Here is a 25,278-nt window from a genome sequence, read left to right as displayed (position 1 = left end):
CGTGGACCCGAGCTTCGGTACCTACCAGCTCGCCGAGGAGCACGAGGCGCTGCGCGAGGCGGTCCGATCGCTGGCCGACAAGGAGATCGCGCCGCACGCCGCCGACGTCGACGAGCGGGAGCGCTTCCCGTCCGAGGCGCTGAACGCGCTGGTCAAGTCCGGTTTCGCGGCCGTGCACGTCCCGGAGGCGTACGACGGTCAGGGCGCCGACTCGGTGGCCACCTGCATCGTGATCGAGGAGGTGGCGCGCGTCTGCGCGTCGTCCTCGCTGATCCCGGCGGTGAACAAGCTGGGCACCATGCCGATCCTGCTGTCGGCGTCGGAGGAGCTGAAGCGGCAGGTGCTGCCCTCCATCGCGGCCGGCGAGGCCATGGCGTCCTACGCGCTGTCCGAGCGCGAGGCCGGTTCCGACACCGCGTCCATGCGCACCCGCGCCCGCCTCGACGGCGACCACTGGGTGCTCAACGGCACCAAGTGCTGGATCACCAACGCGGGCGAGTCCACGTGGTACACGGTGATGGCGGTGTCCGACCCGGACGCGCCGAAGAAGTCGCAGGGCATCTCGGCGTTCGTGGTGCACAAGGACGACCCGGGCTTCGTGGTCGGGTCGAAGGAGCGCAAGCTCGGCATCAAGGGCTCGCCGACCCGCGAGATCCACTTCGAGAACTGCACGATCCCGGCGGACCGGATCATCGGCGAGCCCGGCACGGGGCTGAAGACCGCGCTGAAGACGCTGGACCACACCCGGCCGACCATCGGCGCGCAGGCGGTGGGCATCGCGCAGGGCGCGCTGGAGGCCGCCATCGCCTACACCAAGGACCGCAGGCAGTTCGGGAGGTCGGTCTCCGACTTCCAGGGCGTGCAGTTCATGCTGGCCGACATGGCGATGAAGGTGGAGGCGGCCCGCCACATGGTCTACGTGGCGGCGGCGAAGGCGGAGCGGGGCGAGCCGAACCTGGGCTTCATCACCGCGGCGGCCAAGTGCTTCGCCTCCGACGTGGCCATGGAGGTGACGACGAACGCGGTGCAGCTGTTCGGCGGGGCCGGGTACACGCGGGACTTCCCGGTGGAGCGGATGATGCGGGACGCCAAGATCACGCAGATCTACGAGGGGACGAACCAGATCCAGCGGGTCGTGATGTCGCGGGCGCTGCTCAACGGCTGAGTCGGCGGTTCTCTTCACGGCCTGGAGGTGCCTGGTCTTCGATCGGGCCGCCTCCAGGCCGTTGTCCTCGGAGCCGGGTTCCGGGTTCGCGCCCGCTTCGGCTACTTCGCCGGGGCGTCGGCATTGCCCTGGTCGTCGGGTTCGGCGTCGGTCTGTTCCTTCGCGCCGTTCGCGGGTTCCGGGGTATTCAGCAGGCGAAGCGCGAGTTTCGCGCGGACCTCGTTCCTCAGGTCGTCGTTGGTTATCGCGTTGGTCAGTTCGCGGGCGGCGTTCAGCCGGCGGTCCTCCTGGCTCTCTTCGCGCAGTTGGGTGCCCTGTTCGGCCATGTTCATCCTGGCGCGGTTGGACTGGACGAAGAACACGTTCGAGGTCAGGTTGACCACGACCCCCGCCGCGCCGGCCACGATGCTCGCGTACTGGGCCCCGTCAGTCCGGGCGTGGAATATGGCCAGGCCGATGCCGAGCAGCAGGAACGACGCCCCGATGGATGCGAAAACGATGCTCACCCGGAAGCTCACCCTGGCCTGGGCCAGTCCTTGAGTGTAGATCTCCCTGAGGATGGCCTCCTGCTTCTCCAGGGAATCCGAGTTGCGGATCGTGGCAAAGTCCTGGTCGGAGGAATTGACCTGAACCAAGCCGCCTGGCTGAACGTTGAATTGCATGCTCGTCGACTCGCGTTCGACGCGCTCCCTGATCTGCTCCGCATAATTGTCGAGGAGGCCCCTGCGAGCGCGTTCCGTCAGCGCCAGGACGAGAGTTGCCCCCGCGAACAGGACGGTCAGCCCTGATGTCGGGGATAAACTGCTTTTGAAGAGTATCGCGAAAGACCCGGCGCCCATGAGTGTCGTGCCTGCGGTGAACAAGCCGATCTGCATCCACTGTGGAATCCGAGGTGGCAAAGCATGCGCGGTGTCACTTTTGGGTGTCAAGTTGTCCGGGATCGGGCCTTGGTCGATATTCTGAGGATCACTCACCTGGGTCTCGTTCGTCGGCCGGCGCACTGGCGATCGAATGATCTTACTGTCGAATCCGGTCGTGTGGGTGATGTTCGGGGCGCGCGGAGCGATGGGTATATCGCGACGAGGCGACTGCCCCACGGCGAGGTGGACCGATGGAACTGTTCTGGGCCGGTGTCCTGTCGAGCGTGGTGGCGACCGCGTTGTGGGCGTTGGCGACAGCGGTGGTGCGGTGGTCGCGCGGACGCGGCGAGCCGCTGTCCGGCTGGTGGTGGCAGATCACCTACCCGCCCCGGCGGGAGTCGGTGCAGTCGGCGAGGTTGTCGGATGTGGAGTCCTCGGCGCGGACGCCGGGCGAGCTGGTCAACACCGTCCAGGGCGAGATCTCGGTGTGGGAGCTCGACGACTCGACCGACACCCCCTGGTCGATCGAGCTGATCCGCGTCCGCCACCGGCGGGGTGCCACGTTCGGCGGTCGGATGTGGCGCGTCTACAAGGCGGACTTCCACCGCCGGTGGCGGTTCGAGGGACTGCTCCACGACGACTCCACGGTCGACTGCCTCTACTGGGCGACCGACCGGGGCGGCACGGGCGGGCACGGCACGATGCAGCTGTGGCGGGTCGGCGCGGCGACCCGCTACTGCGGTGACTTCGCCGCCTCGAAGACCACCACGCACGGGCGCGAGGTCACCTACGAGTCGACGGGTGCGCCGGTCGAGTGGGTGAAATGCGGTTCGGAGCTGGAGGTGAAGGCGCGGCGCTGGATCAACCCCGAACTCGGCGACCGGCTCGTCGCGGCCGGGTGGCGGGGCTGGTCGCCCGGCGTCCGCAGGCACGTGGCCCGCCTGCTCGGGGTGCGGTCCGGGGCCTGGTCGACCTGGTTCGGCGCCGTCCCGGCGTTGCCGGGGAGGGCCGGGACGGGCGCCCGCGGCAACTGACCGCCTCAGGCCACCACCGCCACCAGGTACTCCGCCAGCCGCTCGTAGCTCGCCGTCGCACCGTCGCGCATGCCGGTCTCCAAGGCCCGGTCCCGCGCCTCCCGCGACGGGAACCGCACGGTGTGCACCACCGTGGTCCGCTCACCCGAAGCGGTGAACTCGGTCGTGTTCACGGTCTCCGGCCACCCGGGCCCCCACGACTCGGTCTGCACCGTCCGGGAGTGCGGCGCCACCTCCAGGTACTTCCCGCTCATCGCCATCTCCCGGCCGTCCTCCCGGCGCCACACCATGTGCCACGCGCCGCCCTCGCGGAGGTCGATCTCGCAGACCGGCATGGTCCACCCCTCGGGGCCCAGCATCCAGTGCACGACGTGCTCGGGCCTGGTGAAGGCGTCGAAGACCAGGGCCTGCGGCGCGTTGAACGTCCTGGTCATGGCCACCTCGACCTCCGACGGGGTGGTCCACGTGACGGTGTCACTCATCGGTCTGCTCCTTCATGCGTTCGAGGTACGCGTCCAGGCGCCGGTAGCTCGCGTCCCAGAAGCGGCGGTAGCCGTCGGCCCACTCGGACACCTCGCGCAGCGGCGTCGCGTCGAGCGCGCACGGCCGCCACTGGGCGTCGCGGCCCCGGCTGATCAGGCCCGCCCGCTCCAGCACCTTCAGGTGCTTGGAGATCGCCGGGCCGCTCATCGGGAACGGCTCGGACAGCTCCTTCACGGTCGCCGGCCCCTCGGCCAGCCGCGCCAGGATCGCGCGCCTGGTCGGGTCGGCCAGCGCCGCGAAGGTGATGCTCAGGGGGTCGTCCGCCATGTTGTACCTAACCGAGTGGTTATCTAACTACTTGGTTAGACAACCGTGCTGTCGACTCCCTGTCAAGGCCGACCAGGTGGTTGAAAATTCATATAGCTTGTCAGCGGACGAACACGAAGGGGAGTCGTACATGATCAAGGACGTGGCCGCGCTCGTCGGCAGGCTCGGGCTGGGCGCGGTGTTCATCGCCCACGGCTGGCAGAAGTTCACCGAGTGGGGGATGGACGGCACCGCGAGCGCCTTCGCGGGCATGGGCGTGCCGCTGCCGGCGCTGTCCGCCTGGTTCACCGCGATCGTCGAGCTGGTCGGCGGCGCGCTGCTGGTCCTCGGCGTGGCCACGCCGGTGGTGGGCGCGCTGCTCGCGTTCGCCATGCTCGGCGCGCTGTTCCTGGTGCACCTGCCCAACGGCCTGCTGGGCCAGGGCGGCTACGAGCTGGTGCTCGTGCTCGCCACCGCCGCGGTGGCGGTGGGGTTCAACCCCGGCTCCCTCACGGTCACCCGCCTGGTGGCCAGGGACCGGCAACCCGCCTAGCCGACGAGGTCCAGGGTGGTCTGCTCGGCGGCGCGGCGCGCGGGGAGCAGGTCCGGTGCGGCGTTGCTGCACTGCACCAGCGAACCGCCGCCCGCCAGCACGGCGAGGAAACCGCCGAGCAGGCCGTCCGGCAGGGACCACTCCACAGTGGACAGCACGCGCGAACTCGCCGTGATGCCCAGGGTCTCCGCCCGGCGGTGCGCCTCCGCGACCACTTCATCCACAGTGGACTTCAGCAGCGCGGGCGTCGAACCGGGCACCGGCTCCCACGGCGCGAAGTCGTCGCCGTGCAGCCGGACGTCGTCGTTGTAGTCCACCGGGGCGCCGGTGCCCAGGCCCATCGGGTGCAGCGACACCACCGCGGTCACCGCGGCGCCGGGCGCGGTCCCGCCGGGCGGTACGAGCGCCACCTTCGCGCCCGCCGGGTCGTCCGTCACCACCGCGCCGCACCACCACGCCCCGAGCAGCACGCCGGCCGTCTGCCAGTGCGCGGGCAGCAGCACCGCCACCTCGTCGCCCGGCTCCACGTCGTGCTCGTCGCGCAGCCAGTTCGCGGTCTTGGCGGCCCAGTTCCGCACGGTCGCCCGCGACAGCTCCACCCGCGTGCCCGCGGCGTCGTCGTAGTGGGTGATCAGGGGACGGCCGGGGTTCGCCGCGAACAGGGGCGCGAACAGGGCATCCGTGACGCTCATGCGCCCACGATGCCAGGAAGCCCCTAGTCCACGCACGGCGGGCCCTGGAGCACCGCCCGCGCCCGCCCGTCCAGCGCCACCAGCCGCCCACCCGCGAAGCCCTGAGTGGTCGTGACCGCCGTCGTCGTGACCGCCGTCGTCGGCGCCGGCGCCCGCGTGGTCGTCTTCTCGCCCAGCACCTGCGCCACGAACGCCTTCACCTGCGCGGGGTCCACGGTCACCACGCTCTGCCCGCGCTCGTTGCGCACGCCCACCCCGGTCACCGGGATGGTGGCGAACTCCACGTTGCCGCCCGCCAGGCCCTGCGCCTGCCCGGCGAACGTGACCAGGTCGAACCCCTCGTCCACCACGATCGACTTGTTCACCGCGTCCAGCAGCCCGGACAGCCGCGCCGGGTCGGCCAGCGTGCCCGCCGACAGCAGCTTCGACATCGCCGAGGACATGAACACCTGCTGCCGCGTGATCCGGCCCAGGTCCCCGTTGGGGATGCCCTTGCGCTGCCGCACGAACGACAGCGCGTCGCCGCCGGAGATGGTCTGCACGCCCGCGGGGAAGTTCGCGCCCGAGTCCGGGTCGGACGTGGGGGCCTTCAGGCACACGTCCACCCCGCCGATGACCTGCGTGAGCAGGTAGAACCCGTAGAGGTTGACCTCGGCGTAGTGGTCCACCCGGACCCCGGTCAGGTCCTGCACGACCTGCACCAGCGCCATCCGCCCGGCCTGGTCGCCCCGCCGGGACCGCTCCTCCAGCGGCACGCCCTCCGCGGCCAGCCGCTCCATGGTGCGCAGCTTGGTCAGCCCGTACGCGCCGTTGATCTTCTCGTCGCCGTACTGCGGCACGCTCACCCACGTGTCGCGCGGGATGGACACCGCGTGCGCCTGGCCGCCGTTCTCGGGCACCCGCAGCACGATCACGGTGTCGGTGTTGAGCGTGTCGGTCGCCTCGGTGCGCAGCCGCCGCAGCACGTCGCCGGGCAGCGGCCTGCCCTGGGCGTCGGTGCGGCTGTCGCTGCCCACCAGCAGGACGTCGGTCGCGCCGTCCTCGACCGGCGGCGCGTTGGGCACGTCCTGGAGCACGGTCAGCACGTCGGTCTTGTTCACGCTCTCCTGGACCCGTTGCAGGGTGGCCCAGCCGTACCCCGACAGCACCAGCACGGCCGCGGACGCCAACGCCAGCAGCGTGCGCCCGATGATCAACGCGGCCTTCACCGGCGTTCCTCCCCGACTCCCGAACTGTCCGATCAGGCTAACCACCTTCGGCCGGTCGGACGCCCGGGCGCACCGGCCGCGGCGCGGTGCTAGTTGACGCAGACCACGCCGTCGGCGGTGATCGGAGGGGCGGAAGAGGTCGTCGTGGTCACCGGCTCCGGCTTGCCCAGCCCGGCGGCGGCCGGTTCGGACCGGTCGCCCGGCGGGGAGAAGTCCGCCCCGACGTACACCCGCACCTCCCCCCGTGCCACGGTGTCGTCCTCGACCGCCTCGGCGTTACCGCCCAGGGCGTCGACCACCCGGTCGGCCGCCGCCCGCTCGCCCGGCGCGTACCGCACGGACGTGGTCTCGGCGTAGGTGCCGGTCTGCGCCTCGCCGCGCCGGAAGCCCCTCGCCACCAGGTCGTCGAGCACCGTGGTGGCCAGCCGGGCGACCCCGGCCGAGTTGTGGACGTGCACGGTGATCGCCGAGTTCGGCGGCCCGGTGGTGGTCGTGGTGGTGGTCCTGGCCGTCGAGTCGCCGGCCAGGCCCTTGATGAACTGCCGCACCCGCACCGGGTCGACCGGCAGCACGTTGCCGTCGCCGTAGGTGTCCGTCGGGTCGCCCACCGGGATCGTGCGGAACTGGATGTTGCCCGACACCAGCCCCCGCATCTGCTCGGCGAACTCGGTGATGTTCCACCCCTGGTCGAGCACCACGGACTTCTTCACCGCCGTGACCAGCCGGTTCAGCTTCTCGAAGTCGGTGAGCGTGCCGGTGGACAGCACCTGCCGGGCCAGCGCGCCGATGAACACCTGCTGCCGCACGATCCGGTCGAGGTCGCCGCCGGGCAGGCCGCCGCGCTGCCGCACGAACGACAGCGCCTGCGCGCCGGCGATGGTCTGCCTGCCCGCCTGGAAGTCCGCGCCCGAGTCCCGGTCGCTGGTGGCGTTGTTCAGGCACACCTCGACGCCGCCGATGGCGGTGGTCACCTCGTAGAAGCTGGCCAGGTTGACCTCGGCGTACCGGTCGATGGTGACCGAGCCGCCGGTCAGGCCCTCGACGGTCTTGATCAGCGTGCGGCGGCCGGCCTGCATCGACTCCCGCTCGATGCGCGCCTCGTCGGTCACGCCCTGCTCGCGCAGGTCCTGCGCGGTCTGGTTGCGCTGCCGCGCCATCGCCGAGTTGAGCTTGTGCTTGCCGAAGCCGTCGGCGATCTCCACGTACGAGTCGCGCGGGAACGACACGGCCACCGCGCGGGTGCCGTCCTGGGGGATGTGCACCAGGATCATCGTGTCGGTGTTCAGCGTGCCGTCCGCCACACCGCCGTTGAGCAGCGCCAGCACCTCCTCCGACAGCGGGTTGCCCTGCGCGTCGGTGCGGCTGTCGACGCCGACCAGCAGGATGTCCACCGCGCCGTCGAGCGGCTTGCGCGCCACGCCCTGACCGGACTCGCCGACCGACGACGGGATGACGTCCGTGGTGGTCATGCCCTCGTTGATGTCGCCGAGGTGGTACCAGCCGTACCACGTGACGGCGAGCACAGCGGCCGACACGAGCGCGAGCAGGGAGCGCCCCGTGGCCAGGAGGACACGCAGGGTCGTCGATCTGCCGGTCACCTCGGGTGGACGCACGTCCACTGCACCCGCCTCCCCCTGCTGGTCCCGCCCCTGGTCAAGGTTAATGGCGGGCGGTGAGCCGCACCCCACTTTCCCCTATATACGGGAGACGCTGTAACAACGAGGTGGGTTGCACGGTTATCAACCGTGACAGACTTGGACCGCGGGACCGCCATGAGGAGGCATCGAGCATGCGCGTGCTGGTAACGGGTGGGGCCGGGTTCATCGGCTCGCACTACGTGCGGGAGTTGGTGGGCGGCTCGTACCCGGCCTACGCCGACGCCGAGGTGGTGGTGCTGGACAAGCTCACCTACGCGGGCAACGAGGCGAACCTGGCCCCGGTCGCCGACAGCCCCCGGCTGACCTTCGTCCGGGGCGACATCTGCGACCGCGAGCTGGTCGTGGGCGTGATGCGCGGGGTGGACGTGGTCGTGCACTTCGCGGCCGAGTCGCATGTGGACCGGTCGATCACCGGGTCGGCCGACTTCGTGCTGACCAACGTGCTCGGCACCCAGGTCCTGCTCCAGGCCGCCCTGGAGGCGGGCGTGGCGAAGTTCGTGCACGTGTCCACCGACGAGGTGTACGGCTCGATCGCCGAGGGCTCCTGGACCGAGGACCACGTGCTGGAGCCCAACTCGCCGTACTCGGCGTCCAAGGCTTCTTCCGACCTGCTGGCCAGGGCGTTCCACCGCACCCACGGCCTGCCGGTGTGCGTCACGCGGTGCTCGAACAACTACGGGCCGTACCAGTTCCCGGAGAAGGTCATCCCGCTGTTCGTGACCAACCTCGTGGACGGGCGGAAGGTGCCGCTCTACGGCGACGGCCTCAACGTCCGCGACTGGCTGCACGTGGACGACCACTGCCGCGGCATCCAGCTCGTGCTCGAAGGCGGCCGCGGCGGTGAGATCTACAACATCGGCGGCGGCACCGAGCTGACCAACCGCGAGCTGACCGCGCGGCTGCTGGAGGCCACCGGCCGCGACTGGGACTCGTTCGTCGAGCCGGTCGAGGACCGCAAGGGCCACGACCGCCGCTACTCGGTGGACATCACCAAGATCAGCACCGAGCTGGGCTACGCGCCGCGGGTCGACTTCGCCGAGGGCCTGGCCGCCACCGTGCGGTGGTACCGGGAGAACCGGGCGTGGTGGGAACCGCTCAAGCAGCGCGCGGCGCTGACCGGCTGATGGCGCTCGCGCTCCTGGTGCCCGGCGGCCGCGGCCAGCTCGGGCGGGACCTGGTGGCCGCGGCGCCCGCCGACGGGCTGGTGCACGCGCCGTCGTCGGCGGAGCTGGACCTGACCGACGAGGGCGCGGTGGCGGACGCGGTGGCGGCCTTCGCGGCCAACGCCCGCGACAGCGGCCTGCGGCCGGTGGTCGTGAACGCGGCGGCCTACACCGCCGTGGACGCGGCGGAGACCGACGAGGCCCGTGCGTTCGAGGTGAACGCGGCCGGGCCCGAGCGGCTGGCGCGGCGGTGCGCCGAGCACGGCGTGCCGCTGCTGCACGTGTCCACCGACTACGTCTTCCCGGGCGACGGCACCCGGCCGTACGAGCCGGACGACGAGACCGGGCCGCAGTCGGCGTACGGGCGCACGAAGCTCGCGGGCGAGCAGCGGGTGCTCGCGGCGTGGGACCGGGCGTGGGTGGTGCGCACCGCGTGGCTCTACGGCGAGCACGGCCCGAACTTCGTCAAGACCATGGCGCGCTTGGCATCCGAGCGCGACACGCTGTCCGTTGTGGACGACCAGCTCGGTTCGCCGACGTGGTCGCTGGACCTGGCGCGCGGGCTGGTCTCGCTGGCGTCGCTGGTCGCCCGGGGCGCCACGCCGTGCCGGGTGCTGCACGCCACCAACGGCGGCGAGGTCACCTGGTGCGGGTTCGCGCGGGCGGTGTTCGCCGAGCTGGGCCTGGACCCGGCGCGGGTGCGGCCGTGCACCACGGACGAGTTCCCGCGGCCCGCGCGGCGGCCCGCGTACTCGGTGCTGTCGGGCAAGGCGTGGGAGGAGGCCGGCCTGGCGCCGCTGCGGCACTGGCGGGAAGCGCTGTCCGCGGCGGTGGCGGCACGGGCGGTGCCCTGAGGTCCCGGAGCGCTCCGAGGGCTTGAGCGCCCGGGGGCCGACGGGTTCGCCCCCGACGTCGACGCGTACCCGGGGTTCATCCGGGCGCGCGGCTCGCGGGTGGCCGTGCAACCCCGACGGCGGCTCCCTGCCGCGCCGGGAGGTGGTGCGGTTCCCCGACGAGCCGGCCGACCCCGACCCGGTCGTGGTGGACGGGTCGTTCATCGGCTTCGTGGAGGTCGAGCGCACCCCGTCGGTGGCGTTCGAGGCGACCGTCCGGCCCAACGCGGTGGTGCCCAAGTCGCTGGGCGGGAACTTCGGCCCGCACGGCGTCCGGTTCGGCCACCCGGTGGCCAACCCGGGCCACGGCCGCGGCGCCGCCGGAGTGGAACCCCGACTCGCCGGCCGAGGCGTTCGCGCCCCTGTTCCGCGAGCACGCCGACGAGTGCGCGGAGAGCCTGGTGCGGCTGTCCCCGGACCGGTACCGGACGGGAGTGGAGCCGGGGCGGGTGCCGGACCCGGGGGTGCTGTCGTCGCGGGCGAACTTCCTGCTGGTCGACCGGCCCGCGCCGGTGTCGTGAGCGGGGTCAGCCGGTGGGCAGGTCGCGGTGGCCGCGCCAGGTGGCCAGGACGAGCAGCACGCCCACGGCCGCGTCGGTGACCAGCAGGGCGACCAGGAGGCCCGCGCCGTCGGCCAGGGCCATGGCGACCAGCCCGACGAGCACCGCGGCGACCGCGGCGTACGCGAGGGGCGCCGCTCGGCGGTGGACGTGCCGCCAGACGTCGTCACCGGCCTGCGCCCGGCCGGTGCGCAGGCCGAAGAAGGGGTTGCGCGGCAGCTTCCCGCGGGCGCCGAGGTGGGCCATCGTGAACAGGCACGCCGCCAGCAGCACCTGGGCGGCGAAGAGGAGGGCGGTGACCCACGCCGGTGCTTGCGATCCCATGGTCAACCCCCTTGGCCGGGATCATGTGGTCATTCCATGTGTAGCAGGAACGGGGTGCCCGGTGGACGACGTGGTGACGCTCGCCGAGCGGCCCGACCTGGCCTCGGCGACCTACGCGATCCCCTACCCGCCGGGCTCGCCCGCGTTCATGGCCGGGAACCTGGCGTCTCTGCTGGTGCGGGGTGCGCGGGTGGTCCGGCGGTGGCCGCACCTGGTGGTGGCGCTGCTGGAGGGCGGGCGGCCGGTCGGGCGGGGGATCGCGGTGCCGTACTCGTCGGCGCGGGGCGGTCCACCGGGCCTCCCGGCGGGCTGGGACGAGGCGGCCGTGTGGGCGGCCGAGGACGCGCTCGACGGGGTCGCCTGCGACACCGCGTGCGCGCTGGAGATCGCGGTGGACCCGGGGTGCGCCGGGCGTGGCCTGTCGGCGGTGGTGCTGGACGCGCTGCGGGCGGCGGTGCGGGCGGCCGGCCTGGCGTCGCTGCTGGTGCCGCTGAGGCCGCCGGACAAGGCGGCGGAGCCCCTGGTGCCCATGTCCGACTACGCGGCGCGGGTGCGGTCCGACGGCCTGCCCGCGGACCGGTGGCTGCGCACGCACGTCCGGGCCGGGGGACGGGTCGAGGGGGTGGCGTGGTGCTCGTCGACCGTGCAGGCGCCGCTGGAGCGGTGGCGGGCGTGGACCGGGCTGCCGTTCGACCGGGACGGGGAGGTGGTGGTGCCGGGCGCGCTGGCGCCGGTGGTCGCGTCGGTGGCGCGGAACGCGGCGGTCTACGTGGAACCGAACGTCTGGGTGCGTCACCCGGTGTGATCAGATCTCCCGCCACTCCACGCAGGTGGGGCGCTGCGCGGTGGCCAGGAAGTCCTTCAGCGCGGCGGTCAGCACCTCGACCGGCACGCCCGAGCCATCCGGATATTCAACGTACTCGGAGTGGTACCCAGGGGACTCGGGTGCGCCCTCCAGGGTCGCGGTGTCGTGCTCGACGTCGGTGTACACCAGGTATCCGTAGCCGTCGCGGACGGCCACCACCACGTCGTGGTCCGGCATCCGGGTGGCACCCGGCGCGCCCAGCAGGCCCTCGGTGTCGGTCATGGTCTCCCGGTCGAGGTGTTCCAGCACCGCTGCGCCCGCACCCGGCTCAGCCAGGCGGTTCACCAGGGCTTCCACGTCCTCCGGCCCGCCTGCGGTCAGGCTGTCGGCGGCGTCGGAGTCGCGGGGGTCGGAGATCGGCCACACGGCCGTGAAGCTCATGGGGGGCATCATCCCAGTGGACGCGGTGCGTGACCACCCGAGGGGCCTGTTGGGCCGTTGGGGTACGAGTGACAGGCGGGGCTGGTTTCGCGTGATGTGAATACGCGATCCTGTGCCGCATGCCCGAGCCCTCGACAGGTGCTACCGCGTCCCGCCCCGACAGCGAGCGCCAGCGGTTCCTGCGTCGTGTGTGTGCCGTGACCGGGTCGCGGCAGGTGTCGTGGAGCATGTTGACGAAGGCGCCCGAGAGGCCGGCGAAGGGCTCGTAGGGCCCGCTCACCGCCCGGCCGCGAGCCGGGAGACCGCGGTCCACAGCCGGGCCCGCGCGTACGCCGCGACCGCGCTCACCGCCCGGCCGCGAGCCGGTAGGCCGCCACCGTCCGCTCCGCCGTCCGGTGCCACGTGAACTCCGCCGCGTGCGCTCGCCGCGCGGCCTGGTCGGCCGCCGTCGCCGGGGTCTCCACCGCGTCGGCCATGGCCTGCGCCAGCGCCTCGACGTCGCCCACCGGCACGTGCGCGGCGTACCCGTTGGCGACCTCCTGGAGCGCGGGCACGTCCGTGCAGACCACCGGCACGTTGCACGCCAGCGCTTCCAGCACCGGCAGCCCGAAGCCCTCGTCGCGCGACGGCAGCACCAGCGCCGCCGCGCCCGCGACCACGCTGCGCAGGTCCACGTCGTTGAGGTACCCGGTGCGCAGCACCCGGTCGTCGGCCGCCCGCGCGCCCGGCCCGGCCAGCACCAGCGGCGGCAGGGACGGCCGCGAGGCGTGCGCCGCCACCAGCGTGCCCAGGCCCTTGCGCGGCCCGCCCGCGCCGACGAACAGCAGGTACTCGCCCGGCAGCCCCAGGCGCGACCGCAGCGCGGGCGCCGGCGGCCGGGCCGCGAACCACGCCGGGTCGACGCCCAGCGGCGTCACCACGATCTTCTCCGGCGGCACGCCCAGCCGCTCGGTCACCACCGCCGCCACCGCGGCGGTCGGCGTGCACACCACGTCGGCGCGCGAGGCCGACCGCTGCACCAGCTCCGGCAGCCGCCGGTCCGACGGCGGCAGGTCGCCGGGCGCGTCCAGGAACGCCAGGTCGTGGATGGTCACCACGCCGCCGGCCCGCAGCGCGGGCGGCAGCACGAAGTTCGTCGCGTGCATCACGTCGGTCGGCCCGGCCAGGAACTCCACCGGCGGGAACGGCCCGCGCAGCCAGAACCGCCGCAGCAGCCGCGCCGGCACCGGCAGGCCCCGCGCCACCACGTCGTGCGGCAGCACGGTCCGCAGCGCGCGCCACCCGCGCAGGGTGAACGCCACCGCCCGTACGTCCACCTCGTCCGGCATGGACGCCAGCTCCTCGGCCAGCGCCGCGGTGTAGCGGCCGATGCCGGTCCGCTGCCCGAGCAGCGGCGTGCCGTCGATCAGCACCTTCAGCGGCCTACCCATGGCCGCGCAGCTTCTTGAGCACCCGCCCGGTCGCGCGGCGCGCCACCTCGCCCGGCCCGCCCGCGCCCAGGTACTCGCGGACCAGCCGGACGTCCCGCAGCACCCGGTCGCGCCTGCCCAGCACCCGGTCGGGCACCAGGTGCGCCGACCCGGGCAGCCGGTCGGCGGCCGGCCGCGGGTTGCGGCAGAACTCGACCAGCGGCGCGAGCACGTTCTCCCAGGTGAACCGCTCCCGCACCACGGCGATCCGGTCACCGCAGGCGGCCGCGAAGTCGGCGTCGTAGAGCACCTTCTCCAGCGCGTCGGCCAGCGCCTCCGAGTCCTCGGACGGCACCACCACGCCCAGCCCTTCGCGGCGCACCAGCTCGGCGAACGCGTCGCCGTCGGTGGTGACGATCGGCAGGCCCGCCCACAGGTAGTCCAGCACCCGGGTGCGGAACGCGAACGTGGTCTCCACGTGCTCGTAGTGCGTGGTCACGCCCGCGTCCGCGTCCAGCAGCCAGTTCTGCCGGTCGTGGTAGGGCACCCACGTCTCGTTGAAGAACACGTGCGACCCGACCAGGTCCAGCCGCCTGGCCAGCGACCGGGTCTCGCCGGTGATGCCCATGTCCGGCACCTCGGGGTTGGGGTGCTTCATGCCGAGGAACACCAGCCGCACGTCCGGGCGGCGGTCCCGCAGCCGGTCCACCGCGCGCACCAGGGTCAGCGGGTCGAACCAGCTGTAGACGCCGCCCGCCCACAGCACCACCTTGTCCGACGCGGGCAGGCCCAGCGCCGCCCGCAGCCCGGGCCCGGTGCGCTGCGGCGGCTTGCCGGGCAGGCCGAACGGGACCTCGGCGATCAGCGACCGCGTGGTGCGGTCGTGGTCGTAGAGCGACGGCGTGAGCCGGCCCAGCGCGGCCAGGTGGCCCAGCCAGAAGTGCCGCTGCCGCTCCGAGGCGCACAGGAAGAAGTCGCCGCGCTTGAGCTGGTTGTTCAGCACGCGGGTGACGCCGGCCAGGTCGGCGGCCCGCTTCTCGTCGGTGTCGTCGCGGCTCTGCTCCAGCAGCTCCAGGTGCATCGGGTCGTAGACGTCGCAGACCACGACCTTGGTGGAGGCCGCCTCCTTCAGCTTCGGCGCGAACTCCAGGCCGTGGCCCTGGAGCACCACCACGTCCGCCCAGTCGACGTGCTCGCCCAGGTCGCGCCGCGTCACCCGCAGCACGCTGAACGGTGCCTCGGGCGGGTCGCACACCGGGTTGACCGTGACCAGCCGCACCTCGTGCTCGCCGGCCAGCACGTCGGCCATGTGCCAGGCCCGGATCGCCGGTCCCGCCATCCGCTCGGAGATCACGTCACCGGTGAGCACCAGCACCCGGCGCGGCCGGCCGAACACCTCGTCCAGCCCGAACACGTCCACCAGCACGTCGTGCGCGGCCAGGTAGCGGGGCAGCGGGTACGCGGGCTCCAGCGCCTTGCGCATCAGCGGCACGACGTCGGCGTCCGGCACGCGCCGCGCGGCCTGCTCGACCTGCCGCGACTCGGCCAGCGACGGCAGCAGCTCGACGAACTGGTCGACGGCCAGGAACCCGGCCAGCGCCTCCCGCGCCACCGGCACGGGCGCGCGGTCGTCGGCGGGGTCCGCCGGGCGTCGGGTGATCTCCAGCTGGGTCGGGTCGATCTCGCCGCGCGCGGTCGCCCGGCGGACCACCAGCGCCAGCGCGGCGGGCAGCACCCGGGCCAGCGTCTCGTCGGAGAAGTTCTTGTAGAGCGCGGCCAACGCGTTGCGCTCCAACAGGTACAGCTCACGGCTGCTGTCCACTTGGGACATCGAGGCGTGGTGCCGGTGGTAGGTCAGGGAGGCCGGCTCGTAGCGGACGCGCCAGCCGCGCAGGTTCATCCGCCAGCCCAGGTCCACGTCCTCGTAGAACATGAAGAACCGGTCGTCGAACCCGCCCAGCTCGCGGAACACCGAGGCCCGCGCCACCAGCGCCGACCCGGTGCCGAACAGCACGTCGCGCGGCGCGTCGTGGCTGCCGTCGTCGGGCTGCCCGGCGTGGCGCTTGTAGCCCATGCCGAACCAGGTGAGGCCGCCGTCGACGAAGTCGATCGACCCGCCCTCCCAGTCGAGCACCTTGCTGGCCACCGCGCCCACGGACGGCTCGGCGCGCAGCACCCGCACGGCGGCGCGCAGCCAGTCCCGGTGGGGCCGGGCGTCGTTGTTCAGGAACGCCACGACGGTGCCGCGGGCGTGCTCGACCCCCAGGTTGCAGCCGCCGGCGAAGCCGAGGTTGGCCGGCGCCTCCACGACCTCCGCCCGCGGCTCGGCGGCCCGGATGCGCTCCGCGCTCCCGTCGCCCGAGGCGTTGTCGACCACCACGACCTGGAGCTTGTCCGCGGGGTAGTCCAGCTCCCCGTACAAGGCGCGCAGGCAGGTCGTGGTGTCCTCGGCGCCGCGGTAGTTGACCACGACCACCGATACGTCAGGCAGGGTCCCTAGCTCCACGCGCTAACTCTGCCTCATCACGCTCCGCAGCGTGTCGTCAAGGTGTCCTACGCCTCGGTAGCGGGGCCGGCCCGGCCGCCTACTCCCCGGTAGCCACCTCGCCGTCGGGTGTGGACTCACCGTCCTCCGCCGGTTGGCCGGGCAGCGGGGTGTCCCGGTGCCACTCGACGGTGATCTTGATGTGCGCCTCGGTGGAGGACTTGGCGATGCCGAACGCCCCGCTCACCCCGGCCTTGAGCCCGATCTCCACGGCCACCTTGTCCGGCCGCGGCGGTGGCATGTCCCCGATCCGCTCGGCCACCGCGCGGGCGACGTGCCGGGCCCGCTCGACGCCCTGCTCCAGGGTCTCCTGCACCTTGTCCCAGCGCCGGCCGGCGCGGACGGGGCCGTCGTACTCGCCGTCCAGCTCGAACGGCACCAGCTCGCCGTCCTCGGTGCGCACCTCAACGTACTCGGTCACTTCTCTCCTCCGCACACGTCGTCCCGGAACGCCTACCGGCCCGCCCACTCCCGCCACACGTCGTGCCGGGGCACCGCCGCCCGCTTGCCGATCCGCGCCCGCTGCACCAGCGTCGCGGGCAGCCGCGCCAGCACCTCCAGCAGCACCAGGACGCGCAGCCCCACCCGGAAGTTCTCCGCGTCCGGGCGGTTCCGGCGGGTCGGCAGCAGGGCGGTGATCGCGGTGAACCGCGCCAGTTCCCGGACCGCCACCGCCGCCGGGGCGCAGCGGAGCAGGGTGAGCAGGCGGTTGCGCTCGTTCCAGCGGTGGAACGGGCGGGAGCCGGGCTTCGTGCTCGCGCCGTGCCGGTGGCGGACCCGGGCCGGGCCCACCGACAGCACCCCGTGGCCGTTCAGGCGCAGCCGCCAGGCGGTGTCGGTGTCCTCGTAGTAGCAGAAGAAGCTCTCCGGGACGCCGCCCGCCTCGACCAGGGCCGCGCGCCTGACCAGGGCCGCGCCACCGCAGAAGCCGAACACCTCGCGGCCCGCGAGCACCAGGTCCGCGCCGTGGCCGTCGGCGGTCAGGCGGACGCCCGCGGACTGGGTCGAGCCGTCGGCGAGCAGCATCGACGAGGTCGCGGCGGCGGCGCGCGGCGCGGCGTCGAGGGCGTCCTCCAGGGCGGCCAGCCAGCCGTCCTCGGGCACGGCGTCGTCGTTGAGCCAGGCCACGTACTCGGTGGTCACGTGCGGCAGCGCGGCGGCCAGGCCGCCCGCGTAGCCCACGTTCCCCGGCAGGCGCAGGGCCTCCGGGCGGCTGGGGTGGGCGGCGACCAGGGCCGCGGTGCCGTCGTCGGAGGCGTTGTCCACCACCAGTGTCCGATGTGGACGTTGGCGGGCCAGGCCGTCCAGGCACGCGGTGATGTGGTCGCGGCCGCGCCACGTCACCACGACCACCGTCGTCCGGGGGTTCGACACGCCGTGAGACGGTACGCGACGTGCCGAACCTCGTGGTGCTGACCGAGCAGTTGCTGGCCCCCGTGCCCGGCGGGACCGGGCGCTACACGCGCGAGCTGGCCGCCGCGCTGGCCCGGACCGCGCCGGGCGGCTGGACCGTGACCGGGGCCGTGAGCAGGCAGGCGGACGTCTCGGCGGCGGTGGTGCCCGGCGTCGAGGGGCCGCGGGTGCTGCCGCTGCCGCGGCGGGCGTTGATCGCGGCGTGGGAGCGCGGCGTGCCGTACTGGCCGGGCGGCGACTCGGTGCACGCCTGCACGCCCCTGGCGCCGCCGCGCGGGCGGGTCGTGGTCACCGTGCACGACACCGTGCCCTGGACCCACCCGGAGACGCTGACCCCGCGCGGGGTGGCGTGGCACCGGCGCGCGATCGGGCGGGCGGTGGCGCGGGCGGGCGCGGTCGTGGTGCCGACCTCGGCGGTGGCCGAGGAGCTGCGCCGGTGCGCGCCCGGACCCGTGCCGCTGCACGTGGTGCACAACGGCGTGACGCCGCTGCCGGACGAGGAGCCGGTGGACGTGCCGCCGCGGTACGCGCTGGCCGTGGGCACGGTCGAGCCGCGCAAGGGGTTCGACCTGCTGGTCGCGGCGACCGCCGAGGTGGGCCTGCCGCTGGTGGTCGTCGGGCCGCCGGGGTGGGGCGGGGTGGACCTGCGGGCGCCGCACGTGACGCTGCTCGGCCGGTTGGGCGACGCGGAGCTGGCCTACGTCCTGCGCCGGGCGGCGGTGCTGGCCGCGCCGAGCCTGGCCGAGGGCTTCGGCCTGCCGGTGGTGGAGGCCATGGCGGCCGGGGTGCCGGTGGTGCACTCCGACGCGCCCGCGCTGGTCGAGGTGGCGGGCGGCGCGGGCGTGGCGGTGCCGCGCGGCGACCGGGCGGCGCTGGCGGCGGCGTTGCGCTCGGTGGTGACCGACGAGGCGTTGGCCACACGGCTGGCCGCCGCCGGTCGGGTCCGGGCAAGGGCTTTCACCTGGGACGACGCCGCGCGCGAGGTCTGGGCGGTGCACCTGGGGCTGTTTCGTTAAGCAACCGTTTGCGTCATTTCGAGGTCACCCGCCGGCCGCCGGTCGTACCCTTCTGCGCGTGTCACCCGTCGAACCCAGCGTGCTGATCGACGCCACCGCCGTGCCCACCGACCGGGGTGGCGTCGGGCGGTACGTGGACTCCCTGGTGGCCGCGCTGGACGCGGACGGGACCCGGCTGAGCGTGGTGTGCCAGCCGCGGGACGCCGAGCTCTACGCGGCGCTGGCGCCGAACTCGCGGGTCGTGCCGGCGACCGAGGCCGTGGCCACCCGCACCGCCCGGCTGACCTGGGAGCAGACCACGCTGCCGCGCCTGGTGAACCGGCTGGGCGTGGCCGTGGTGCACTCGCCGCACTACACCGTGCCGCTGGCCAACCGCGCGGCGTCGGTGGTGACGCTGCACGACGCGACCTTCTTCACCGACGCGGTGCTGCACTCCTCGGTGAAGGCGCGGTTCTTCCGGGCCTGGACGCGGGCCTCGCTGCGGCGCGCGGAGCTGTGCGTGGTGCCGTCCCGGGCGACCGCGGACGAGCTGGCGCGCGTGGCCGGGGCCGACCGGCGCAGGCTGCACATCGCCCCGCACGGGGTGGACGCCGAGCGGTTCCACCCGCCCTCGCCCGAGGAGGTCGCGGACGTCCGGCGGCTGCTGGCGCTGGGCAGCGCGCCGTACGTGGCGTTCCTGGGCGCGCTGGAGCCGCGCAAGAACGTGCCCGCGCTGATCCGGGGGTTCGCGCAGGCGTGCCGGGGGCGGGCGAACCCGCCCGCGCTGGTGCTGGCCGGGCAGCCCGGGTGGGACAACCAGGTGGAGCGGGCGCTGGACGCCGTGCCGCACCGCGTCCGGGTGATCCGGGCGGGCTACCTGCCGTTCGGGTCGCTGTCGGGGTTCCTGGGCGGCGCGGAGGTGGTGGCCTACCCGTCGCTGGGCGAGGGGTTCGGGCTGCCCGTGCTGGAGGCCATGGCCTGCGGCGCGGCCGTGCTGACCACCCGGCGGCTGAGCCTGCCCGAGGTCGGCGGCGACGCGGTGGCGTACTGCGGTGTGGGCGCGGGCGACATCGCGGCCGCGCTGGGCGAGCTGCTGGACGCCCCGGTCCGGCGCGACGAGCTGGCGGCGGCGGCCCTGGTGCGCGCGAAGGACTTCTCCTGGGCCACGTCGGCGGCCCAGCACCGGCTGGCCTACGAGCGGGCCCTCCGGGCGCACCGCGCCCGCTGAACCCCCTGTCGGACGCCTCACCCCTCACGCTTGCTTCTTGGATACCCCATGGGGGTATATTTCGAGCCATGAGAGCAACCTGGTCGATGGCCGCCTCGGCCACCCTGCACTGCCTCACCGGCTGCGCGATCGGCGAAGTCCTCGGCATGGTCGTCGGCACCGCGCTCGGCCTGCCCGACTGGGGCACCGTGGTGCTCGCCGTCGCGCTCGCCTTCTTCTTCGGCTACCTGATCACCCTGCGCCGGGTGCTCGGGTTCGGCCTGGACCCCAAGGCGGCGCTGAAGCTCGCCCTGGCCGCCGACACGGTCTCGATCGCGGTCATGGAGGTGGTCGACAACGCGGTCATGGTGGCCGTGCCCGGCGCGATGACCGCGGGGGTGGCGAGCCCGCTGTTCTGGGGCGCGCTGGCGTTCTCGTTGGCCGTGGCGTTCGTGCTGACCGTGCCGGTCAACCGGTGGCTGATCGGGCGCGGCAAGGGGCACGCGGTTATGCACCACGTCCACGCCCACTAGGGTGACGCGCGTGACGCGCTACGGAGACGGGCTGGCGGTCGTGACCGTCACCTACTCGCCCGGTGAGACCCTGGACGCCTTCCTGACCACGCTGGCCTCGGCGACCACCCGGCCGCTGTCGGTGGTGCTGGCGGACAACGGTTCCACCGACGGCGTGCCGGAGCGCGCCGCCGCGGCGCACGAGCACGTGACGTTCCTGCCGACCGGCGGGAACCTCGGCTACGGCGCGGCGGCCAACCGGGGCGTGGCCTCGCTGCCGGACTCGGTCGGGTGGGTCGTGGTGGCCAACCCGGACCTGTCCTGGGGACCGGGCAGCCTGGACCTGCTGCTGGAGGCGGCCAAGCGGTGGCCGCGCGGCGGCGCGTTCGGGCCGCTGATCCGGGAGCCCTCCGGCGCGGTCTACCCGTCCGCCCGCCTGCTGCCGTCCCTGGGGCGCGGCCTGGGGCACGCCCTGTTCGCGCACGTCTGGCCGGGCAACCCGTGGTCGCGGGCCTACCGGCAGGCGGAGGCGCCCCCGGAGGAGCGCACCGCCGGCTGGCTGTCCGGCTCGTGCCTGCTGATGCGCCGCGAGGCGTTCGACTCGGTGGACGGGTTCGACCCGCGCTACTTCATGTACTTCGAGGACGTGGACCTGGGCGACCGCCTGGGCCGCGCGGGCTGGCTCAACGTCTACGTGCCCGAGGCGGAGGTGGTCCACATCGGCGGCCACTCCACCCAGCGCGCCTCGGCCCGCATGCTGGCCGCCCACCACCACAGCGCCTACCGCTACCTGGCCGACCGCCACCGCGGCCCGGCCTGGGCCCCCCTCATGCTGGCCGTGAAAACCGGCCTCACCCTCCGCCAAAAACTCCTGACCCGCTAACCCCACCCCCGCGCGTGTCCTCCACCCCAACACCGCGTGTCCTCCACCCAGACACCGCGAGTCGAACCTCCAGACCCGTCGTGTCGAACCTCCAGCACCCCCGAGTTCCACACCCAGCCCCGGCGTGTCATGCCCTCAACCCGCGCGTGTCATGCGCCCAGCCCCGGCGTGTCATGCGTTCGGCTCGCGCGTGTCATGCGCTCAGACCCGGTGAAACCCGCGTTCGGCGCCGCCCGGGTCACATCGCCCGGTAGTCGCGGGGCGAGAACCGCGGCCCGAAGCGGGGCTTCCGCACGCCCGCGACCCTGATGTACCGCACGGCGCGGTGCCGCTGCGGCGCGTAAGGCGCCAGCACCTCGGCCATCCCGTCGTCGTCGATGCGGCGGCCCAGCAGCGCCCAGCCGACCGTCCCCGCCAGGTGGAAGTCGCCGAAGCTCACCGCGTCCGGGTCGCCCCACGCCCGCTGCGCCACCTCGGCCGCCGTCCACCCGCCGATCCCCGGCACCTTCCGCAGCAACGCCCGCCCGGCCTCCCCGCCCAGCTCGAACGCCCCCTCCAGCCGGTGCGCCACCTGCGCCGCCGCGACCAGCGCCCGCCGCCGCGCGCCGTCCACGCCCGCCCGGTGCCACTCCCAGTCGGTGATCCCCAGCACCGCCCGCGGCGTCGGCGGCACGCGCAGCCCCTCGACCGGCCCGGGCGCCGGCGTGCCGAACCGCAGGCACAGCTCCCGGTACGACCGGTGCGCCTCCACCACGGTCACCTTCTGCTCCAGCACGGCCGGCAGCAGCGCGTCCCACACCCGCCCGGTCGCGGTCAGCCGGATCCCGGGGTGCCGCCGCCGCATGTCCGCGACCAGCGGGTGGTGGCACTCGAACGCCGAGTCGTCGTCCGCCGCACCCAGCAGCGCGGGCAGCCCGTCCAGCAGCCACCGGCCGCCGTCACCCCACGCCCGCGCCTCCACCGCGTCCGCGCGCCGGACGTGCAGCGTGCCCGGACCGGCCGGCGTGTTCGCGGTCAGCCACACCCCGCCGTCGACCAGGAACCCGGGGTCGCCCGGCCCCCGCCGCAACGGCCCCAGCACGGCGCCCAGGTCCAGCGGGAACGGCGGCGACCACGTCCGCGAGTCAGACATCGGCGGAGAAGCGGACCCCCGCCTCGGGCAGCACCACGCCCGGCCACACCCGCACCCCGCCGACCAGCTCGCACCGCGCACCCACCACCGCGCCGTCGCCGATCACCGCGTCGGTCACCACCGCACCGGCCTGGACCAGCGAGTTCGCCCCCAGCACCGACCGCTCCACCCGGGCCGCCTCACCGACCACGGCACCGTCGAACAGCACCGCGCCGTCGACCACCGCGCCCGCGGCGACCGTGCAGCCGGCGCCGATCGTGGCACCGCCCCTGACCACCGCGTCCGGGTGCACCTCGGCGCCGCCGAGCACCAGCGCCTCGCCCCGGAGCGCGAGGGCCGCGGTCGGCGCCACCCCGAGCACCAGGTCCGCCGAACCCCGGACGAACGCGGCCGGCGTGCCCAGGTCCAGCCAGTACGACGAGTCGACGTGCCCCTGCACGCGCGCACCGGACGCCAGCAGGCCGGGGAACGTCTCCCGCTCCACCGACACCGGCCGACCTGCGGGGATGCCCTCGACGACCTCCCGGCGGAACACGTAGCAGCCGGCGTTGATCTGGTCGGTCGGCGGGTCCTCGGTCTTCTCCAGGAACGCCGTGACGCGGCCGTCGGCGTCGGTCGGCACACACCCGAACCGGCGCGGGTCGTCCACCCGGACCAGGTGCAGCGTCACGTCGGCGCCGGCCTCGCGGTGCGTGCCGACCACGGCCCGCAGGTCCACACCGGACAGGATGTCGCCGTTGAACACCATCACGTCGGGTTCGCGCAGCTTGTGGGCGACGTTGCGGATCGCGCCCGCGGTGTCCAGCGGCACCTCCTCGACCACGTACTCCAGCTCCAGGCCGAGCGCCGCGCCGTCGCCGAAGTGCTCCTCGAAGACCTCCGCCTTGTAGGACGTGCCGAGGACCACGTGGGTGATGCCGGCCTCCCTGATCCGCGACAGCAGGTGCGTCAGGAACGGCACCCCGGCGGTCGGCAGCATGGGCTTGGGGGCCGACAGGGTGAGCGGCCGGAGCCGGGTTCCCTTGCCCCCGACCAGGACTACCGCCTCCACGCCCTGCAGCTCCGACATGCCGTTTTTCCTCCTACGCTTACTTCAGCCCGCGGTTTGCGAATACTCTGGCACGAGCACTCCGGCGGCACGGGCGGTGGTCCCGTGTCGACGGGGGTCACCGACGGGCACGCCGGCGTCCTGCGCCGGCCCAAGCACACGCAGGAGAGATCCGGATGGACCCCCGCGCTCGGGCCGACGCGGCACTCGCCCGTGCTCGTGCACGTGGCATCCACGTCGTGACGCCGGACAACATGACCTCGCCGATGGACTCGTCGGCCACCCAGCAGATCCCGCGCAGCGTCGTCGACGCCGTCGACCCGCGCTCGGGCGACCCGGACTCGACCATGGTGCTGGCGGCGCACGTCGCCGCGGGCCGCCCGGCACCGCCCCCGCCGCCCCCCGCGGCCCCGCCGGTACCCGACCCGGAACCCGAGCTGCGCGTCGCGCCGGGCCCGATCCCGACGGTCCAGCAGGTCACGACCTCGCGCCCGAGCCTGTCCCAACGCCTCTCCGGCGGCCCCGCGCACCCCCAGCAGGGCCTGTCCCAACGCCTGAACGGCGACTGACCCCACCCCCCCACCCCCGCGCGTGTCATGCGTTCAGACCTCGCGTGTCATGCGTTCGCGACCCCCAAGTTCGACGTTCAGCGCGGGCTCGGTGGACCTGAATGCAGAGTTCACGTGGTCTGAGCGCATGACACGCGCGAGCTGAAGGCATGACACGCCGGGTGGGAGTGCATGACACGCCGGGGCGGAGTGGAGGACACGCGGGGTCTGAGTGGAGGACACGCGGGTGGGCCGGGAGTGGCCCGCCCGCGTGTGAGAGTGGGGGAGGGGTCAGCGGAGGGGTGGGGTGGCGAGCCTGGCCAGTTCGAGGGCCTGCTCCGGCCACCACTGGCCGGCCGGGGGGCCGCCCTGGCACTCGCCGTCCGACTCGCCGGGGCGCTTGATCCACAGGAAGGCGTCCACCAGCGGGATGCGGGTGTGCGCGGTCGGGCGCTCGCCCAGCCCGCGGCCCGGCGGGTTGCACCAGTCGGTCTCGCCCTCACCGGGCGTGTAGTGGCCCCGGCCGTTGCGGCTGGTGTCGAGCACGAAGTGCGTCATCTTCGACTCCCGCACGCGCAGCGCGTCCAGCTCGGCGTCGGCGGGGCACGAGGCCGCACCGCGAACCCGCAGGTAGATGCACTTGGACACGCGCGTCCCGTAGGTCACCAGGTCCGCGGTGAACCGGTAGTTCGACGTGTTCAGCGCGAACCCGTCGGCCCGCGTCACGCCACCCTGCAGCAGCCGGTTCACGATGCCCAGCTGCTGCCGCGGCTCGCCGTACCCGGCGTCGTAATCGTTGAGCGCCTGCCACGCGGAGTGCCCGGCGTCGAGGTACACGCGCGTCTGCCTGCCCCGCTTCAGCGCGTCGACCGCGTGGTTGATCTCGCGGAACCGCTGCGGCACCAGCTCCTCGTCCGGCCCGATGGTGCACCACGGCTCGCTGGTCAGCAGCGCCAGCCCGTCCGGCTCGACGACCACGACCGCCTTCTCGTTGCCGATGCCGGCCGCGAACGCGTCGATCCACTCCTTGTACTCCTGCTCGGTGCGCGCGCCGCCCGCCGACCACTGCGAGCAGTCCCGGTACGGCACGAAGTACGCCACGAGCACCGGCACCTGGCCCTTGCGCCTGGCCGCCCGCACGACGTCGCGCACGTTGGCCCTGACCTGCTCGGCACCCGCGGTGGTGAACCAGATCGCGGTCGGCTGCGCCGCCACCTCCTCCATCAGCTCGGCGTCGGCGACCCGCCCCTCCTGCCGCCACTGCGCGGCCTGCCGCGCCGCGTTGGAGTCCGGTTCCACGTAGAACTTCGCCCGTTCGTGGTGTCCGTGCGACGGTCCGGCCTCGGCCACGCCGCCGCCCAGCACCACGCCCACCGACACCAACGCCGCCAGCCAGGCCCGGCGGCGTCTCGATCCCTTGTCCACGTTGACAGCTCCTCAC

General features: G+C 73.7%; 26 protein-coding genes. 11 read left to right on the top strand and 15 right to left on the bottom strand.

The annotated features are described in order from the left end of the window. The first annotated feature begins 1 nt into the window (after window position 1). Window positions 2-1,165 (top strand): acyl-CoA dehydrogenase, encoded by a 1,164-nt coding sequence (locus tag EKG83_RS42665; RefSeq protein ID WP_033429087.1) that lies wholly within the window; start codon window positions 2-4, stop codon window positions 1,163-1,165. 101 nt (window positions 1,166-1,266) lie between these two features. Here the strand turns inward: EKG83_RS42665 and EKG83_RS42660 are convergent, their stop codons facing one another. After that, window positions 1,267-2,139: a TRADD-N-associated membrane domain-containing protein gene (locus EKG83_RS42660; RefSeq protein ID WP_153278779.1), complete on the bottom strand. Its 873-nt coding sequence runs from the start codon at window positions 2,137-2,139 to the stop codon at window positions 1,267-1,269. A gap of 137 nt (window positions 2,140-2,276) precedes the next feature. On the opposite strand from EKG83_RS42660, the gene EKG83_RS42655 reads away from it, so the two are divergent. Next, entirely contained in the window at window positions 2,277-3,059 is a 783-nt protein-coding gene (locus EKG83_RS42655) for a hypothetical protein (protein WP_033429089.1), read from the top strand. A 5-nt stretch (window positions 3,060-3,064) separates the two neighbouring features. On the opposite strand, the gene EKG83_RS42650 is transcribed toward EKG83_RS42655, so the two are convergent. Together EKG83_RS42650 and EKG83_RS42645 are read right to left on the bottom strand one after the other, a co-directional pair. Continuing rightward, complete coding sequence (locus EKG83_RS42650) at window positions 3,065-3,541, bottom strand: SRPBCC family protein (protein ID WP_033429090.1); 477 nt, start codon at window positions 3,539-3,541, stop codon at window positions 3,065-3,067. Next, a complete protein-coding gene (locus EKG83_RS42645) occupies window positions 3,534-3,869 on the bottom strand; it encodes an ArsR/SmtB family transcription factor (protein WP_033429091.1) in 336 nt (111 codons plus the stop codon). The genes EKG83_RS42650 and EKG83_RS42645 overlap by 8 nt, the downstream gene beginning before the upstream one ends. A gap of 130 nt (window positions 3,870-3,999) precedes the next feature. Between EKG83_RS42645 and EKG83_RS42640 the strand changes: the two genes are divergently transcribed. Beyond that, window positions 4,000-4,401: a DoxX family protein gene (locus EKG83_RS42640; protein ID WP_033429092.1), complete on the top strand. Its 402-nt coding sequence runs from the start codon at window positions 4,000-4,002 to the stop codon at window positions 4,399-4,401. Here the strand turns inward: EKG83_RS42640 and EKG83_RS42635 are convergent. From EKG83_RS42635 to EKG83_RS42625, 3 genes are all read right to left on the bottom strand, one after another. Beyond that, window positions 4,398-5,093 carry a TIGR03089 family protein gene (locus EKG83_RS42635; protein ID WP_033429093.1) on the bottom strand — a complete coding sequence of 232 codons (696 nt, stop codon included), beginning with the start codon at window positions 5,091-5,093 and terminating at the stop codon, window positions 4,398-4,400. The genes EKG83_RS42640 and EKG83_RS42635 overlap by 4 nt on opposite strands. A 23-nt stretch (window positions 5,094-5,116) precedes the next feature. Further along, window positions 5,117-6,301: an LCP family protein gene (locus tag EKG83_RS42630; RefSeq protein ID WP_033429094.1), complete on the bottom strand. Its 1,185-nt coding sequence runs from the start codon at window positions 6,299-6,301 to the stop codon at window positions 5,117-5,119. A gap of 89 nt (window positions 6,302-6,390) precedes the next feature. Next, complete coding sequence (locus EKG83_RS42625; RefSeq protein ID WP_228122416.1) at window positions 6,391-7,899, bottom strand: LCP family protein; 1,509 nt, start codon at window positions 7,897-7,899, stop codon at window positions 6,391-6,393. A 191-nt stretch (window positions 7,900-8,090) separates the two neighbouring features. Between EKG83_RS42625 and rfbB the strand changes: the two genes are divergently transcribed. Continuing rightward, the gene (rfbB, locus tag EKG83_RS42620; protein WP_033429095.1) at window positions 8,091-9,083 is read left to right on the top strand and encodes a dTDP-glucose 4,6-dehydratase; all 993 of its coding nucleotides are present in this window, start codon (window positions 8,091-8,093) and stop codon (window positions 9,081-9,083) included. Beyond that, window positions 9,083-9,976, top strand: a complete 894-nt coding sequence (gene rfbD / locus EKG83_RS42615) for a dTDP-4-dehydrorhamnose reductase (protein ID WP_033429096.1) — start codon at window positions 9,083-9,085, stop codon at window positions 9,974-9,976. Before rfbB ends, rfbD begins: the two co-directional genes overlap by 1 nt. 566 nt (window positions 9,977-10,542) lie before the next feature. On the opposite strand, the gene EKG83_RS42610 is transcribed toward rfbD, so the two are convergent. Then, entirely contained in the window at window positions 10,543-10,899 is a 357-nt protein-coding gene (locus tag EKG83_RS42610) for an SdpI family protein (RefSeq protein WP_033429097.1), read from the bottom strand. 61 nt (window positions 10,900-10,960) lie between these two features. On the opposite strand from EKG83_RS42610, the gene EKG83_RS42605 reads away from it, so the two are divergent. Next, window positions 10,961-11,704 (top strand): hypothetical protein, encoded by a 744-nt coding sequence (locus tag EKG83_RS42605; RefSeq protein ID WP_033429098.1) that lies wholly within the window; start codon window positions 10,961-10,963, stop codon window positions 11,702-11,704. On the opposite strand, the gene EKG83_RS42600 is transcribed toward EKG83_RS42605, so the two are convergent. The 5 genes from EKG83_RS42600 to EKG83_RS42580 form a co-directional block, all read right to left on the bottom strand. Next, complete coding sequence (locus tag EKG83_RS42600; RefSeq protein WP_033429099.1) at window positions 11,705-12,145, bottom strand: Imm1 family immunity protein; 441 nt, start codon at window positions 12,143-12,145, stop codon at window positions 11,705-11,707. A 344-nt stretch (window positions 12,146-12,489) separates the two neighbouring features. Continuing rightward, a complete protein-coding gene (locus tag EKG83_RS42595; RefSeq protein ID WP_033429100.1) occupies window positions 12,490-13,575 on the bottom strand; it encodes a glycosyltransferase family 4 protein in 1,086 nt (361 codons plus the stop codon). After that, window positions 13,568-16,060 (bottom strand): glycosyltransferase, encoded by a 2,493-nt coding sequence (locus EKG83_RS42590; protein ID WP_033429101.1) that lies wholly within the window; start codon window positions 16,058-16,060, stop codon window positions 13,568-13,570. The genes EKG83_RS42595 and EKG83_RS42590 overlap by 8 nt, the downstream gene beginning before the upstream one ends. A gap of 79 nt (window positions 16,061-16,139) precedes the next feature. Further along, the gene (locus EKG83_RS42585; RefSeq protein WP_033429102.1) at window positions 16,140-16,520 is read right to left on the bottom strand and encodes a CU044_2847 family protein; all 381 of its coding nucleotides are present in this window, start codon (window positions 16,518-16,520) and stop codon (window positions 16,140-16,142) included. A gap of 32 nt (window positions 16,521-16,552) precedes the next feature. Next, window positions 16,553-17,473: a glycosyltransferase family 2 protein gene (locus tag EKG83_RS42580; protein WP_228122415.1), complete on the bottom strand. Its 921-nt coding sequence runs from the start codon at window positions 17,471-17,473 to the stop codon at window positions 16,553-16,555. A gap of 20 nt (window positions 17,474-17,493) precedes the next feature. On the opposite strand from EKG83_RS42580, the gene EKG83_RS42575 reads away from it, so the two are divergent. From EKG83_RS42575 to EKG83_RS42560, 4 genes are all read left to right on the top strand, one after another. After that, window positions 17,494-18,528, top strand: a complete 1,035-nt coding sequence (locus EKG83_RS42575; RefSeq protein WP_033429103.1) for a glycosyltransferase family 4 protein — start codon at window positions 17,494-17,496, stop codon at window positions 18,526-18,528. A gap of 79 nt (window positions 18,529-18,607) precedes the next feature. After that, window positions 18,608-19,735, top strand: a complete 1,128-nt coding sequence (locus EKG83_RS42570; RefSeq protein WP_033429200.1) for a glycosyltransferase family 4 protein — start codon at window positions 18,608-18,610, stop codon at window positions 19,733-19,735. Between the two features lie 68 nt (window positions 19,736-19,803). Next, window positions 19,804-20,247, top strand: coding sequence for a DUF4396 domain-containing protein (locus EKG83_RS42565; RefSeq protein ID WP_228122414.1), 444 nt, complete (start codon window positions 19,804-19,806; stop codon window positions 20,245-20,247). Between the two features lie 10 nt (window positions 20,248-20,257). Continuing rightward, entirely contained in the window at window positions 20,258-21,109 is an 852-nt protein-coding gene (locus EKG83_RS42560) for a glycosyltransferase family 2 protein (RefSeq protein ID WP_084716151.1), read from the top strand. A gap of 238 nt (window positions 21,110-21,347) precedes the next feature. Here EKG83_RS42560 and EKG83_RS42555 read toward each other — a convergent pair whose 3' ends face one another. Both EKG83_RS42555 and manB read right to left on the bottom strand, forming a co-directional pair. Then, complete coding sequence (locus EKG83_RS42555) at window positions 21,348-22,241, bottom strand: DNA-3-methyladenine glycosylase family protein (RefSeq protein WP_033429106.1); 894 nt, start codon at window positions 22,239-22,241, stop codon at window positions 21,348-21,350. Further along, a complete protein-coding gene (gene manB / locus EKG83_RS42550; protein WP_033429107.1) occupies window positions 22,234-23,310 on the bottom strand; it encodes a mannose-1-phosphate guanylyltransferase in 1,077 nt (358 codons plus the stop codon). Before manB ends, EKG83_RS42555 begins: the two co-directional genes overlap by 8 nt. A 155-nt stretch (window positions 23,311-23,465) precedes the next feature. Between manB and EKG83_RS42545 the strand changes: the two genes are divergently transcribed. Further along, window positions 23,466-23,858, top strand: a complete 393-nt coding sequence (locus EKG83_RS42545; protein ID WP_051764931.1) for a hypothetical protein — start codon at window positions 23,466-23,468, stop codon at window positions 23,856-23,858. Window positions 23,859-24,128: 270 nt separating this feature from the next. Here the strand turns inward: EKG83_RS42545 and EKG83_RS42540 are convergent, their stop codons facing one another. Next, a complete protein-coding gene (locus EKG83_RS42540) occupies window positions 24,129-25,262 on the bottom strand; it encodes a glycoside hydrolase family 6 protein (protein ID WP_033429108.1) in 1,134 nt (377 codons plus the stop codon). Between the last annotated feature and the right edge of the window lie 16 nt (window positions 25,263-25,278).

This window comes from Saccharothrix syringae (genome assembly GCF_009498035.1).
GTDB lineage: Bacteria > Actinomycetota > Actinomycetes > Mycobacteriales > Pseudonocardiaceae > Actinosynnema > Actinosynnema syringae.
Note: the sequence above shows the minus strand (reverse complement) of the source record. Positions and strands in the feature narration are given on the sequence as shown.